The 14,695-nt window shown below is 41.1% G+C and carries 17 protein-coding genes and 1 pseudogene; 14 read left to right on the forward strand and 4 right to left on the reverse strand.

Annotation, left to right across the window (positions count from 1 at the left end; translation table 11 throughout):
• The first annotated feature begins 444 nt into the window (after positions 1–444).
• From AC58UU_RS39390 to AC58UU_RS39415, 6 genes and pseudogenes are all read left to right on the forward strand, one after another.
• Positions 445–1,020: a TetR/AcrR family transcriptional regulator gene (locus AC58UU_RS39390; protein ID WP_497322949.1), complete on the forward strand. Its 576-nt coding sequence runs from the start codon at positions 445–447 to the stop codon at positions 1,018–1,020.
• Between the two features lie 75 nt (positions 1,021–1,095).
• Positions 1,096–2,298 carry an MFS transporter gene (locus AC58UU_RS39395; protein ID WP_497322951.1) on the forward strand — a complete coding sequence of 401 codons (1,203 nt, stop codon included), beginning with the start codon at positions 1,096–1,098 and terminating at the stop codon, positions 2,296–2,298.
• 194 nt (positions 2,299–2,492) lie between these two features.
• Entirely contained in the window at positions 2,493–2,774 is a 282-nt protein-coding gene (locus AC58UU_RS39400) for an SDR family NAD(P)-dependent oxidoreductase (protein ID WP_497322953.1), read from the forward strand.
• 224 nt (positions 2,775–2,998) lie between these two features.
• Entirely contained in the window at positions 2,999–4,483 is a 1,485-nt protein-coding gene (locus tag AC58UU_RS39405; RefSeq protein WP_497322954.1) for an Lsa family ABC-F type ribosomal protection protein, read from the forward strand.
• A 22-nt stretch (positions 4,484–4,505) separates the two neighbouring features.
• Positions 4,506–4,913 (forward strand): hypothetical protein, encoded by a 408-nt coding sequence (locus tag AC58UU_RS39410; RefSeq protein WP_497322956.1) that lies wholly within the window; start codon positions 4,506–4,508, stop codon positions 4,911–4,913.
• A gap of 242 nt (positions 4,914–5,155) precedes the next feature.
• Positions 5,156–5,354: pseudogene (locus tag AC58UU_RS39415) on the forward strand (IS3 family transposase); the annotation flags it as partial.
• Between the two features lie 108 nt (positions 5,355–5,462).
• On the opposite strand, the gene AC58UU_RS39420 reads toward AC58UU_RS39415, so the two are convergent.
• Entirely contained in the window at positions 5,463–5,774 is a 312-nt protein-coding gene (locus tag AC58UU_RS39420) for a hypothetical protein (protein WP_497322958.1), read from the reverse strand.
• Between the two features lie 492 nt (positions 5,775–6,266).
• Here AC58UU_RS39420 and AC58UU_RS39425 point away from each other — a divergent pair, with 492 nt between their 5' ends.
• From AC58UU_RS39425 to AC58UU_RS39445, 5 genes are all read left to right on the forward strand, one after another.
• A complete protein-coding gene (locus AC58UU_RS39425; RefSeq protein WP_497322960.1) occupies positions 6,267–6,869 on the forward strand; it encodes a GNAT family N-acetyltransferase in 603 nt (200 codons plus the stop codon).
• Between the two features lie 465 nt (positions 6,870–7,334).
• Positions 7,335–8,627: a hydroxylamine reductase gene (hcp, locus tag AC58UU_RS39430; protein WP_497322962.1), complete on the forward strand. Its 1,293-nt coding sequence runs from the start codon at positions 7,335–7,337 to the stop codon at positions 8,625–8,627.
• A 958-nt stretch (positions 8,628–9,585) separates the two neighbouring features.
• On the forward strand, positions 9,586–10,155 hold the full coding sequence (locus tag AC58UU_RS39435) for an SF0329 family protein (RefSeq protein ID WP_497322964.1): 570 nt from the start codon (positions 9,586–9,588) through the stop codon (positions 10,153–10,155).
• A gap of 93 nt (positions 10,156–10,248) precedes the next feature.
• A complete protein-coding gene (locus AC58UU_RS39440; RefSeq protein ID WP_497322965.1) occupies positions 10,249–10,476 on the forward strand; it encodes a DUF4085 family protein in 228 nt (75 codons plus the stop codon).
• Positions 10,419–10,571, forward strand: a complete 153-nt coding sequence (locus AC58UU_RS39445; protein WP_497322966.1) for a DUF2716 domain-containing protein — start codon at positions 10,419–10,421, stop codon at positions 10,569–10,571. Before AC58UU_RS39440 ends, AC58UU_RS39445 begins: the two co-directional genes overlap by 58 nt.
• A gap of 90 nt (positions 10,572–10,661) precedes the next feature.
• Here AC58UU_RS39445 and AC58UU_RS39450 read toward each other — a convergent pair whose 3' ends face one another.
• The 3 genes from AC58UU_RS39450 to AC58UU_RS39460 all read right to left on the reverse strand — a co-directional run bounded on the left by AC58UU_RS39450 (position 10,662) and on the right by AC58UU_RS39460 (position 12,639).
• Positions 10,662–11,006: an AraC family transcriptional regulator gene (locus tag AC58UU_RS39450; RefSeq protein ID WP_497322967.1), complete on the reverse strand. Its 345-nt coding sequence runs from the start codon at positions 11,004–11,006 to the stop codon at positions 10,662–10,664.
• A 303-nt stretch (positions 11,007–11,309) separates the two neighbouring features.
• Positions 11,310–11,948, reverse strand: coding sequence for a DUF1796 family putative cysteine peptidase (locus AC58UU_RS39455; protein WP_497322968.1), 639 nt, complete (start codon positions 11,946–11,948; stop codon positions 11,310–11,312).
• 385 nt (positions 11,949–12,333) lie between these two features.
• Positions 12,334–12,639: a hypothetical protein gene (locus AC58UU_RS39460; protein WP_497322969.1), complete on the reverse strand. Its 306-nt coding sequence runs from the start codon at positions 12,637–12,639 to the stop codon at positions 12,334–12,336.
• A gap of 417 nt (positions 12,640–13,056) precedes the next feature.
• Here AC58UU_RS39460 and AC58UU_RS39465 point away from each other — a divergent pair, with 417 nt between their 5' ends.
• The 3 genes from AC58UU_RS39465 to AC58UU_RS39475 all read left to right on the forward strand — a co-directional run bounded on the left by AC58UU_RS39465 (position 13,057) and on the right by AC58UU_RS39475 (position 14,077).
• Entirely contained in the window at positions 13,057–13,407 is a 351-nt protein-coding gene (locus AC58UU_RS39465) for a transposase (protein ID WP_497322972.1), read from the forward strand.
• Positions 13,408–13,673: 266 nt separating this feature from the next.
• Positions 13,674–13,775 (forward strand): YjcZ family sporulation protein, encoded by a 102-nt coding sequence (locus AC58UU_RS39470; RefSeq protein ID WP_497322970.1) that lies wholly within the window; start codon positions 13,674–13,676, stop codon positions 13,773–13,775.
• Positions 13,776–13,969: 194 nt separating this feature from the next.
• Positions 13,970–14,077, forward strand: coding sequence for a YjcZ family sporulation protein (locus AC58UU_RS39475; RefSeq protein ID WP_497322971.1), 108 nt, complete (start codon positions 13,970–13,972; stop codon positions 14,075–14,077).
• The last annotated feature ends 618 nt before the right edge of the window (positions 14,078–14,695 follow it).

Raw genomic sequence — 14,695 nt, forward strand, 5'->3', positions numbered from 1 at the left:
CTACGTCTGATGAGCGCTCTCCTGAACAACATCTGCAAACCAAGGTGTCAAAATCCTGCGAATGAGTGAGTATATGTGAGATAAACCCTTAAAACCGAGGGACGGGCAGTATACTATGATGAAGGTTATTTCTTCACTCAAACATGGAGTAAAACTGAACGAAAGGACGGCGGCTTTGCGGCACAACATGAGCACACCATAATTATTACAAAGAATCAACCCATCATCGTGACGGTAGCTTAGGATATCTGAACAAAAGTGGGGGATTACGCTAACGGTGAACGATATTTGAATGAATACCCAGGACAAGGCTGCCGGTTTGATCGGTGGCCTTCATTACGTTAAACGGGCAGTTTAATGGAACTGGATTGAGAGCACAATAAAAATACTGGACTATTCGTTCCTGAAACATTATACTGTTCCTACTGAGAAGGAGGGGTTAACATGGGACGTTCTAAAGAGTTTGACAAGGAGCACGTACTTCATAAGGCAATGTTAGTTTTTTGGGAAAAAGGTTACGAAGCGACAAGCATACCGGAGTTGTTGGAAGCAATGGGATTAAGCAGATCAAGTTTGTACGAAACATTTGTGGACAAACAGACGCTTTATGTTGAGGCAATACACCATTACAAAAAAATCAGGCAAAATAAACGAAATCTCTTGATAAATGCGCCGTCTGCGAAAGTTGGAATCCGGCAGTATTTTGATCAGCATATTACTTCCGCATTTGATGAAGATTTGCCAAAAGGATGCCTGATTACAAATGCAACCATTGGTTTGGATTCGCCTGATGAACAAATTCATAAATTGATACGGGACGGTTTTGAGGAACTGGAACAGTCTTTTTTTGAACTTTTAAATAAGGGACAGCAGACGGGAGAAATCGCCCCCAAGAAAGATATAAAGGTTCTAGCACACCTATTGCTTAACCTTAATCATAGTATTAATGTAGTATCCAAGGTGAAAAGCGACAAAAAAATTATTTATAACATGATGAACACAGTAATTGAGATGCTATAAATATATTTTTTCATTATTACCGGAATGAACGTTCCAGTAATAATAATTTTCTCGACATGTAAAGGAGCGCTTACTATGAGTTCAATCGAAAATCAAAGGATTGAAAAACCTATTTCGGCGTGGATCATACTCATTTTAGCTGCCGCTTGCGGAGTAATCGCCGCTAATCTCTATTATGCGCAGCCTTTAGTGGGACCAATTAGTTCAGCGCTTGGATTATCTTCTGGGGCAGCTGGCCTGATCGTCACACTGACTCAAATTGGTTACGGAATCGGATTGTTATTTATCGTACCCTTGGGAGATATACTTGAAAACCGAAAACTTGTTGTTGCGTCATTGCTCTTCACTGCAATAGTTTTGACGATTGCTGCAGTTGTCAAAAGCGCTCCCCTGTTTCTTACAGCTTCACTGTTTATCGGGCTGGGATCAGTCGCAGCACAGGTACTAGTACCGTACGCAGCTCATCTTTCGCCAGATGCCACACGTGGCCGCAATGTGGGTAATGTCATGAGCGGTTTGTTACTGGGTATCATGCTTGCACGTCCCATATCAAGTATTGTTGCAGAGTTTATGGGGTGGCGCGCCGTATTTGTCCTATCCGGTATAACGATCTTTGTGCTGGCTCTTGTATTAGCAAAGGCGCTGCCTGCAAGGCAGCCGTTGACAGCCGTACAATATCCAAAACTTCTGCGTTCCATGTTGCATTTACTCAGAACGACCCCAATCTTGCGGCGTAGGGCGATCTATCATGCCTGTGTGTTCGGTACTTTTAGTTTGTTCTGGACAACCGTTCCTTTGTTATTGACCAGTCCGACTTTTCATTTTTCCCAAAAAGGAGTTGCACTGTTTGCATTGGTTGGGGTATCCGGAGCGGCAGCTGCGCCTGTGGCAGGCCGTCTTGCGGATAGAGGCATGATTCGTCCTGCCACAGGGTTAGCCCTGGCTTTAGTTATCGTTTCTGTATTTCTTCCTCTAATGATCCAAACAGGTTCGACATTCGCATTGGTATCTCTGGTAGTTGCGGCCATTCTTTTAGATATGGGAGTTTCGGCAAATATGGTCCTTGGGCAGCGTGCTATTTTCTCATTGGGAGCAGAGTTTCGAAGCCGGCTTAATGGTTTATACATGGCAATTTTTTTTGCTGGCGGTGCTATAGGCTCAGCGACAGGAGGATGGGCATACGCCATCGGCGGCTGGAAAGCAGCATTGTTGATTGGAATAGCTTTACCGACTATTGCGATGATTTATTATGCGACAGAGAAAAAGCAATTGAACTAACGAGTACTTTAGTTCAATACGAACACCGCGGCAGCCGGCCAGAATGATCGGCTGCTTTTTCGTTGAACTAAAGGACAGATTACGCTAATAGACTTTTGGATTTTTAATTTATAAATACGATGTGTTGATAATATATGATCATCACATAGATAATTTAAGACTAGGTCCTAAAACTCGGTTAGGGGTGGGCGAACTTGAAGTACTTTATAATTACAGGAACCTCAAGGGGTATTGGAGAAGCCATTGCAGAACAACTTATCTCAACAGACCATTTTCTGCATTGTATCTCTAGAGAGAAAAATGTGAAATTGGTTAGCAAATGCAAAAAGAATATTGCTTATTATGAATTTGACTTGAAAGATTGCACCGCCATACCAATTGGGTATATAGACGCTGCGTGGAAAAACCCATATTCAACGCAACCTAAAGGAAGTTGCAACAAGGAAAAGAATATGATATTATTCAGCTACATTTAACGATTGGAGATGAAGAGGATAATGTAATATTTCTTGCCCTTTTTCTAAGAATAGAACAGTGCTTGTTTTATTCCTGATTGGCAAGAAAGTTACCTTATTCTTTTCACTCAAAATATATCCGTTTTCATACCCTGGTACGGGTTGAATTTGTCGTATTTTTTTGAGCTGCAGGAAAGGTAACTTTCTTGCAGCTTATTTTTTTTTCGACAAAGGAGGATATCGGAGTGTCTACTATTAACGTATCAAACCTGACGTTTGCCTATGAAGGCAGCTACGACAACATCTTTGAAAACGTCAGTTTTATGATGGATACTGACTGGAAATTGGGCTTTACAGGGAGAAATGGCCGGGGGAAAACGACGTTTCTCCAACTATTGCTCGGCAAGCATGAATACAGCGGCTATATTTCGTCGCAGGTAGAGTTTGAATATTTTCCATTCCATGTGGAGCGCAAGGAAAGTCTTACGTATGAAATAATTGAAGATATTTTCCCGGACTATGAGCACTGGCAATTAATACGGGAGTTTTCGTTACTAAAAGTGTCTGAGGACGTTTTGTATCGCCCTTTCAATTCGTTGTCCAACGGCGAACAGACTAAGGTGCTGCTAGCGACCTTATTCATTAAGGAAAACAGCTTCCTGCTCATTGACGAGCCGACAAACCACCTAGATATGAATGCGAGGAAGCTTGTAAGCCAATATTTGAGATCAAAGAGTGGGTTCATTCTTGTATCTCATGACAGAGCGTTTCTCGATCATTGCGTCGATCACATTCTCTCCATCAACAAAACCAATATCGAGATCCAGAAAGGCAATTTTTCGAGCTGGTGGGAAAATAAGCGGAGGCAGGATCAGTTCGAACTTGCGACGGACGAAAAACTCCGTAAGGACATCAAACGGTTGTCCGATTCGTCCAGACGTACTGGGGATTGGGCGCATGCAGTAGAAAAAAGCAAAAACGGCACAAGAAATTCCGGCTCCAAAATCGACAAAGGCTATGTAGGCCACAAAGCCGCCAAAATGATGAAGCGCTCGAAATCGATTGAACAAAGGCAGCAATCGGCCATCGAAGAGAAATCCAAGCTTCTGAAAAATATTGAAAGCTCAGAAAGTCTGGAGATTACGCAGCTCTCTTATCATAAGCCTCAACTTGTGGAGCTGGATGCGGTTTCGATTTATTACGGGGAAAGACAGGTATGCGAGAATGTAAGCTTTACGATTGAGCCAGGCGAATCCATTGCGCTAATAGGCCCGAACGGTTCGGGAAAATCTTCGATTCTCAAGCTGATATGTGGTGAGGGGCTAAGCTACACCGGAAGCTTACGGAAGGATAGCCAGCTTCGAATATCGTACGTATCGCAGGATACTTCCCACCTTCGTGGAAATTTGTCGGACTATGCTAGGGAGCATGGAATTGACGAAAGTTTGTTTAAATCGATTCTTAGGAAGCTTGATTTCTCCAGACCCCAGTTTGAAAAGGATATGTCGGCGTTTAGCGGCGGGCAGAAGAAAAAGGTGCTGATCGCCAAAAGCCTGAGCGAGCAAGTGCATTTGCATATTTGGGACGAACCGCTTAACTTTATTGATGTCATCTCGCGTATGCAAATCGAAGAACTGCTGCTTGAGCATACCCCAACCATTCTATTCGTGGAGCATGACAGCGAGTTTTGCAAGAATATCGCGACAAAGATTGTAGAACTGACAAACTAACCTTTCTTGGAGGATGAGGGCAATGATGATTGAGGTTGAAGTTGAGGTTGTAGATGATTTTGTGAACCTGTTCATTTCGAATGAGAAGGTTCACGAAAATATAATCTCGGGGATTTACCAGTTTATCGACAAAGGCACATGGCGTTTCTTCTGCAAACGCATCGTGGAAAGTTCAGTTTTGATTTCCAATGATTTTTCGCAGTCAATCTCGTACAATTGTGATCAATATCAATTAAATACTACTTCAAAGAAGAAACATGTTTTTTCTAATGTTCCGCAATTTAGAAGGAACATCGGGGAGGCCACGTTATCAACGGTAAAACGTCACATTTGTGGCAACTGTATCACGGGAATTATGCTCTCGTCTTTTACTTTTAAGAGGCGGGAGCTTTTTATTTTAGCTTGTCAAAATCAGATGACAAGAACTTGAGGACATTCCCGATTTTGACAAGAACATTATGACATCCCGACGGATCGCGCTACTAGATATGGATGGCTATGTAATCTTGGGCAAGTTAGTTGCAGGTTGAACGGGCAGAATAGTTCCAATATGTGGTACCAGTAATGAGCATAAAATTTGCATCGGGGTCTGGTTGTTATTAATAAAAAGAAGTTGTCCAATGAGTATATGAGTGATTTTTTAGCTATCAGAGAAAAAGGCTTGCGACTGAATACGACAATGCTGTTATGGAGAGTTTCTTTGGGATCCTAAAATCCGAGTTTTTATATATAGCTTGAATTTGATAGCATTGAGCAATTCAAAGTAGAACTTGATCAATATATCCACTATTACAACCATAAACGAATAAAGGCAAAACTAAAAGGCATGAGCCCGGAACAGTACCGAACTCATGCGCTAAAGGCAGCCTAACTATATACTGTCCAACTTTTTGGGGTCACTTCATTTTTGAACTGCACCCCAATTGTTAGAACCATCTAACGATTGGGGTGCAGTTCATCTCACGAGACCTGCTTCTATTCAACATTGAACTGAAGTGACACGGTTTGAAAGTCCGAGAAGCTGAGTCGATTGGAAACTGCCCCCGACCATTTGATCATCATAATGAGTCAAATAAAACGAGAGCGAAATATGATTGGAAAGAACAAGCTGGACCCATTGACCCTTGCAAGCCTCTGCCTGTTGTGAATTTTGAATGGCAGTCCCGTTGCAAACTAATGAGTTATAAGATTGGCGGGTTAAAAATCCTGTTGCATAGCTGAAATCGGCAGAGGTCACGTTGACTTGCAAATTAGTCCCATCTTCTAATTGGATGGTCACCCATTTATTCATACATTGTAAAATGTTTGAAATCCCTTGTCTGTTATCGGGATATGATGGGAAGTTATTCCACATATGATTATCTCCTTTGAAATTAAAGTTGGGACTATACTCCTCCGAGTGAACTGATCATACATTGCTTCCACCATATGCAATGGAGTGGGCATTCGTGCACAAATTGAAAAGAGCCACAGGTGGTCGTGGGCTCTCTTCCTATTTATTTTCGTATAAAAAATCTTATTACCTTAATGTTTTCGATCCATGTTTCAGCGTCTGTACTTACAAGAGGGATGTGGGTTTAACTGCAAAGATTGTGGTATGTTGCCCTCTGATTCCCTTGAATACCACAAGAGTTACTTTTTGGATAAGTTTGAATGATGGTAAGTTAAATTATTTTGAAATACAAGTAGTACCTGGCGTAGGAGTAGGCTTAACCTGAGCACTTACGTTTATTATAATTATACTTGGGGACGTTGTTCCAAATATCTTTAAGGGAGACAAGTGATGAATTCAAATACTCATTCCACTTCGGAAGAAAACGTATTTACGATTGACTGTAAGGATATTATTTTAAGAGAATATATAATTAATGATTTAGATGAGTTTCATTTACTAACCTGGCAGCCAGAAATATATGAATACTTGCCTGGTTGGAACACATCTAGGGAACAACGGGAAGATTGGTTTATAAACTACGAAATAAAACAGAATAAGCAGTTTTTAAACGCTGTATCTGAAGGTAGAAATATTGAGGAGCTCCGGCTAAGATTAGGAATTATATCAAAAGAGACTGGCGAGTTTATTGGTTGGTGTTGTACAGGAATAAAAGAGGAATTGCCATATCCAAATAGAGAGATTATGTATGCAATATCAAGTAAACATAGAAATAAGGGATATACCACCCAGGCAGTTGAAGGTGTACTTAATTATTTGTTTCAAAATACTAATATTGACGTATTGAACGCTTTAGCTCTTGTACGTAACATTCCATCAAATAGAGTAATACAAAAATGCGGTTTTTATTTTCAAAGTATTATAGAGATTGACAATAAGGAATATAATTATTACAAACTTATTAAAAGTGAGTGGGAGATCAAGGGGGAGTAGTTTTCATCGCTGAGCTATGAGAAAATAAAGATTGTTAGTCCCAAATATTGAAAGGGGTGCCACCAAGTGGCACCCCTTCACTGCACTAAACGAGGAAACAGCGATCTACTATAATCGGGCAGCATAACAAATGGACTCCGCACCGGTTTGAGTTTACGGTATTCAACGACAAAAACCGCTATTCCATTATAGGATTAGCGGTTTCTTCATATTTCATTCAGAAGTGTTATAATCTAACCGTCAATTGACTTATCTCACTTTCAAGTAATCCTTTTTTTGTGATGATGATCACAATTCAGTTAGCCGTTTGATCATAAAAGACCGCATGGTATTAGAGCAGCTTGTTCATGGTTGACATCCAAGCTTCAAAAACAGATGTGACATAAGTCACTGAAGCCTTCTCCCATATCTGATAAGCTACAGTTGTAAGCGAACAAAGCGTATCTACGAATGGAGGATTCATGTATGTTTTGTTATCAATGTGAACAAACGGCGAACGGCGGCTGCAAGGTGATCGGGGTATGTGGAAAAGATGAGACCATCGCAAGCCTGCAGGATACGATCATTTTTGCACTAAAGGGAATTGCCGCTTATGCGACCCATGCTAGACAGCTAGGATATACCGACCCGGAAGTAGATAAAATTACGCACGAAGCACTTTATCTGACATTGACCAACTCGAATTTCAATTTGCATGAGCATCTGGAAATGGCCATGAAGGTTGGCAATGCCGCGGTACGGATCATGGATGTGCTCGACCGCGCGCATACGACGCACTTCGGTATTCCACAGCCTGTTACGGTATCGCAAAATAAAATTGAAGGCAAGTGCATTGTCGTGACAGGGCACAACCTGTATGCGCTAGAAGAGCTGCTGAAGCAGACCTCAGGCAAAGGGATTAATATTTACACCCACTCCGAAATGCTCCCAGCACACGGGTATCCGAAGCTGAAACAGTATACGCACTTAAAAGGAAACATCGGGAAAGCCTGGTATGACCAACGCAGGCTCTTTGAACAGTTCCCAGGAGCGATTCTCGCTACCACAAACTGTGTAATGCCGATCAAGGGTACTTATGCGGATCGCTTTTTCTCTTATGAAGTAGCCGGTCTAGAAAATGTCACGAAAATCATTGGCGAGGATTTCTTGCCGCTGATCGAGCGGGCGCTTGAACTGCCGGAGGCGAACATAGACTCCGAACAAGTGTTAACCACAGGCTACCACCACGAAACGGTCATCGGGATTGCGCCTGAAATCATTCAAGCGGTCAAAGAGGGCCTGATCAAGCGATTCTTCGTCATCGCCGGTTGCGATGCTCCGGGTAAGGGCGGCGAGTATTACCGCAAGCTTGCGACTTCACTTCCGAACGACACGGTCATTTTGACGACCTCTTGCGGCAAGTTCCGTTTTAATGATGTGGACTACGGCAAAGTGGCCGGCACTGATATTCCACGATATATCGATTTGGGTCAGTGCAATAACTCCGGCTCTACCGTCAAAATAGCGCTGGCTCTCGCCGAAGCTTTTGGCTGCAGTGTCAACGAATTGCCGGTAAGTATCGTGCTGTCTTGGTTCGAGCAGAAGGCCGTGGCCATTTTATTAGGTTTGTTTAGCCTCGGAATCCAGGATATCCGAATCGGTCCGAAAGCACCGGAATTCATTAACGAAGGTGTCATGAACTTACTCGTCGAGAAATTTGGCTTAAAGCTGATCGGCGATGCGCAAGAGGACATGACAGCCATGCTTTCGTTGCACTAAGAGCGGTAACACCAGGGATAAGTAAGTATTTGTCGGATGACAAAAACATTGTCCGAATCAAGTCCGCGAAAATCGTGGGCTTTTTTATTTATCGGCTCAAGTTCTTGTCAATTGACAATGTCAAGAACTTGAGCCGATTGCCGATTTGTGATAAGAACATTATCCGAATGTCGACAAGTTAAAATGGACCGCTCCGAGGGACGGGCAGGATACTTTAATAAACTTTAACGGAAAAAGGAAATTATCATTTACCATCGAAATGTTACAAGTGCATTGTTGTGCTTAGTTGTAACGAATAACGTATCACGTAAGGGGTGTGTAAGAATGGATGGCTGGACTTTATTAAAAGATGAAGAGCAGAGAAATGTATGGTCAAGATTTAATAAAGAGTTCCATTTATCCAGAGGGCGATTATCATTTCTTTATTGCAAGGGATTTTTCATGAGGGATTTTAGGTCATCCATGGGAGAAAACAATGACCATATACGGAGAAAGGTATATTAGCTGTTTGTTAGTAGATCAACCGCTTATGCTTTGCAAAGAGTTGCAAAGAGGCCAACATAGACCAATGCTTATTGAACTAACGCGGAACGATAGTTCAATAAAACAGCGGCAGTCTAGACTTTATTTTCTCGTCCATGGCTGCCGCTGTTTCTTTTATTGGGGTCAGTCTAATACTTATTTTCTTTCAACACCAACTTAGGCAGTTTCGATGACACCCCATAAAGGGTTTTATGGAATAAACGTGGCAAACCCGCTTCTTATAGGAGTGGGATGTTGATGGTAAGAAGCCCCGACTTCAACTTGTGCTAGCAAGTAAGTGGGGGAGGTTCACTATGATCGAAGTGTTGGTTATTGTATTATGGATAAAAGAACGACTTGCCTCAATAGGATATAGAAGCCTTTATGGAATTCAAGGTGTTAGATGGCAAGTTCACTCGTTAAATAGGAGGATTACATGGCCTGGAGCAAATTGAAGCAACTTCTGGAGAGCTTTCTCTGTCCTGCGCTATATGGAAGGTTTGAATACCGCGCAACTAGCTACCGTTATTTACCTGATAAAGCAGGACTTTGTTATATTGCGGTAGATAAAAAGAACGTACTCAATATGAGTGATATAACTACCTTAATCAGATGGTATCATACGGAGCTGGAAATAAAGAATGATCCAGATATCCAAATTCCTATCAACAATGAAGAAATTGAAGCTGTCAGAAAAGATACCAAGGGGATAGTTCCGGAGAATCGTCTCAAAGTAATTGCAAGAAATAGAAAAATATCAGAATATGCAAAGGAGCTTTTATCAGAACAGTCAGCATTAAGTAAATCCAATTTTATTGTTGTAGCAAATAAGTTTTTATCTATTTCTATAGAGGAAAGCCTAGAGAGCAATGATATCTTATTGAATATTTTAGCTTTGGTGGACAGAAGAGTTGGAAAAAAGCGAATTTTAAACATGACCGAGAAGATGAAGTTAAAGCATCCAATTGTGCAGTATTTTTATGAGCTACGGCTTAGCACGTTATGAAAGTTAATAAATCGTGTTTACTTTCAAAATGCCACAGTTACATGGCTGGAATATAATATTTATAGGACTAGAATATGTTAATTAGTAGGCTTTTTGGTCTTCCCTGAGACTAAAAAGGATTGGGATGAAAATGTCGCTTGGTACAAGACGGAAGGGAGAAACTTTGATGAGCTGTGTAGGGAGGAATTGGAGTATCGAAAACATGATTTACTTACATTCCTTCCAAAGTCGTTACATCCTTATATTCATGGTGGAACGCTAAATTGTCAGTATCCGATTATCATTTCTTTCTTGCAAGGGGTTTTTCATGGGGGATTTTAGGTCATCCATGGGAGAAAACAATGACCATATACGGAGAAAGGTTTATTAGCTGTTTGTTAGTAGATCAACCGCTTATGCTTTGCAAAGAGTTGTAAAGAGGCTAACATAGACCAATGCTTATTGAACTAACGCAGAACGATAGTTGAATAATAACGCATGAAGGCAGCCAGATCGGCTGCCTTTTCTCAACTATGTGTCAGTATATTGATGCAAGCTGCTTTTGATATATGGAAGGGGGCCGACATTTGCGCGATTTTTCCACTGGTCGTTTCCATCATTCTGCAAGCTTCCTTGATTTCAATGTCATGCTTATATTCCACGAATGTCTTTTTCGTGTAGGTTTTAAATTTGGCAGTGAAAGAAGGAATGCTCATGCCGCACAGACGGCTCAATTGATCCAGGCTGAACGGCTTGTTGTAGTGCTGTTCGATTAGGGAGACGACGGACGCAATCCACTGTTCAGCCGTATAAGCTGGAGTTGGGTGAGGATTCCCGTGCGCAGCATAAAACCGGCTTGATTGAACAGACATTCGATAAAGCGGGTCTTAATCACCAGTTGATATCCTGTCTCGTGTTCTTTTTCCTCCCTGTAGAGGGAATCGAGATGGTTTTCAAATAAGGTTTTATGAAGTACTGTCAGCGTGACAAGAGGATAAAACGTGGCGTTTTTTCGTAAAAACGGTGCAATGTAAAAAAATCAAGAAAAGAGGGAATTTCGCACAACACATTTAGTTCCCTATGGAGCAGCTCCAGCTTAAAAAGAACATTGTAAACGATCGTCTCTTTCTGCAGTGCGCCTTTATAGCTGTGATAAAAATCAAAAGGAGTTAAACTCAATGAAGGGACGAAGCTTTCAATTTGAAGCCGTTCATACACGTATCCCAAGCTTGGTTAAATCCTCTCCAGTCTTCTCCTTTCGGTAGGAGCACCGAGCTAATTCCACCCAGCCCCCAATCCTCGTAAATCACGTCTTTGCGATCTTCCTGGTGGTTATTCACGATCAGAAGCTGGAACTTTCCATGCATCAGCCTTTTTAATGCTGCGTGTAGCTCCTGCGCTTCCTTTCTTTCCGCATTGGTTCTAATAAAAAGAATCGGTTGACCTTGAATAGTTCTCAAAAACCGATCTACGCGTCGATTGAGCTTTTGTTTAAACGCGGGATAAGCTTCCCGCCATCGCTCCGCAGTGAGATAGAGAGGAAAGTCATGGAAAGATATAACGTCATTTGCGTTATCTCTTACAACAAAGTATTCATTGGTAGTGCCAATGAGTTCAAGCTGGCTAAGTTCCATAAATCCGTTGAAACGATGATCTATCAAACGAACCACTCCGCCGATCGAATCGGAAACAAACCAATCTAAGGGACCCGCATATTTTCGTAAGCCCAGTCTTTTAAGCTGAAATGCTGTTTGACATGTGGAACCCAGACTAATGTAGGCCATATAACCACCTAGGGAATCGCGCCATTTCATAACTTTCACTCCCGTCTCAACAACCGATCTCCTCCACAATGACGAGTAGAAACAAAGTATGCAAATGTTAAAATTGCGCTTGCAAACATACGACGTAATGCGAAAGTCTTTGCTGACAGACAACTTGTATGCAAGTTTAGCCTCAGGATAAAGGTTGAGTAACCGTCAGGCAGTTTGAAATATTTACGATAAATGGAGGGTTTTGTCCGTTATTAACGAATCCGCAGCTGAATCTATAACGAAATAAAACAAGTTTTTAAGGGGCTTGTTTTGCTTCAACGAAAAAAACTCCTTTGACAAGCGGCTCAAATTAATTTCAATTATCTTTTCTAGAAAGTGTCTGAATACCGCTAGTAGCGTTGTTATGTGCGAAAAACGCGAATCACTACCGTTTTTTACCAATTTTTTTGCTAAGTTTTTTATTACTTTTTACACTATGAAGTCCCAATCCTGGTCCACCTAAACCAATACCTGGGGCAAAACCAAATCCTGAACCTGGGAGACCTATGCCAGGTGCACCAAAACCGAGACCTGGGGCAAAACCAAATCCTGAACCTGGGAGACCTAAGCCAGGTGCACCAAAACCGAGACCTGGGGCAAAGCCAAATCCTGAACCTGGTCCACCCAAACCAAGACCTGGAGCAAAACCAAACCCTGAACCTGGGAGACCTATGCCAGGTATCATTGCCATTTTACCATCCTCCTTCATTACTATATTAAAGAACACGCTAAATCTTATGTATAATGAAATATCTTTGCTTGTATGTTTGCCCTTTTTTCTGTGCAAAACGGTTTTAATGCTATAACTACGGGAGACTCTCTCGATCCAATCGCTTTCGTTTTTTCGGCCCGGTTATCATTGATGGTAAATTTCTTAAACGAAGAAAATACACTTTTTCATAAAAAAATTTTCTCTACCATTCGCTACATATCAACAGAGGAAGAAATTGATGATGTTATTACATTGCAAAAATCGGTATGCAACGTTGATTTTACGCAACTGGGGAACAAATTGAAAAAAAACAAAGCTGACAATCCTAGTATATTGCATAAGTCTACATACATCTCTTTTCTTGTGAGCAGATAATAAGCAATTTTAAACATCGATATTTGCGGACAAAAAGAGTCCTGTACTTCTGCCAAAGGCGGAAGGGCGGTAACCAGGCTTAGAGACGAAGAAGTGATCGAACAGATTACCGAAAATACGCGTAGACAAAGTAATATTTATAAGCAAAGAGGGCAAATCGTTGAGCACCCTTTCGGGATGATAAAACGTCACTGGGGCTATACATACTTTTTAGCACGAGGGTTGGCATCAGTAGGTACTGAGACCAATTTGATTTGTCTTGCCTATAACTTCAAGAGAATGATCAAAATAATGGGCGTGAAGGAGCTCATACGTCGCTTAAGAGCCCGAGCTCCTTTGAAATCAAAATATGCATGGCTTTTATTTGAGTAAAATAGCATGAATCCACGTTTTAAAGAATACTCAGATTCAGTTGTTAGACAGTCTGACGTACGGTTTGATGAGGAGGGACTGGCCTCCCCAGTCCTTTACTCTACAATACGTAATTATATTTATCAATTTATTCCTCATGACGACCCAAATTGTGGGATTATATCAGAATTATATATAGAAAGCCATGACATATGTCCAATCAAAGACTATGTACCGAGCGTATGATTATACCGTAATGAAAATTTACTTGAGGGGAATGAGTAAATATGAGTGGTGCAAGTTGTGCAGGTTATGGTGTTAACAACACAGCAGCTGTTTTGGTTCTTTATATTCTTTTGGTTATTATCTTAATGACTTTTGCAATTTAAACCAACATCAGAAAAAAACAAAAACGGTCCTATCGCGCGAAATAGATGCGAATACAGACCGTTTTTTTCTCGTTGTTTACCTATAATTTTATTCCTTCCAGCAAGTAAGCCCTTGATATATGTCCAATCAATGACCATGTAACGAGCGTATGATTATACCGTAATGAAAATTCACTTGAGGGGAATGAGTAAACATGGGAGTAGGTTATGGTGCAAGTTGTGCAGGTTATGGTAACAGCGCAGCAGCTATTTTGGTTCTTTTCATTCTTTTGGTTATCATCACATCAGCTTTTGTATGGTAATTTCTTAATCTAACATCACAAAGAATATCGAGGAAAACAAAAACGGTCTTATCGCGAAATAGATGCGAATACAGACCGTTTTTTTCTCGTTGTTTAAATGAGGGTGACGGGTGAGTTGGGTGCTGGCTGGCAATATCAATATATGGTCAAGTGGATGGTTCCGCACTAGGTCGAAACCCCCATTTCGATGCCCATTTCAAGTATTCCTTCCAACAAGCAGCTGTAGCCGATATCCCACCACTTACCGCCACGATATTGAATACCGCTCAAGAAAACTTATTTGTTAAGCATGACAAAAAAGTTCCAAGAAGAGTGAACAAGCTTTATAAACTCCATTTTTTCGATCTTGGCGGGCTATAATGATACCGGAGAGGAAAATAGTAGCTTTTACAAAAGTAAACATCATTAACGAACTTTATTTTCACCTTTACCATTTAAAAAAGTCCTTTAAGTAACAAACTTTTTTGAGTTTTGCTAGTCGACGATTGCATCGGATTTCTTCTTTACTAACGGGCAGGATACTTCCAATATGTGTTAAAATAGTGGGACAGAAATCTACGATAGTATTGGGGAGACGCATAATGAATATAAGGGTTAATCAGCAAAATGATTCTAAGG

Source organism: Paenibacillus sp. JT22N1, assembly GCF_059692155.1.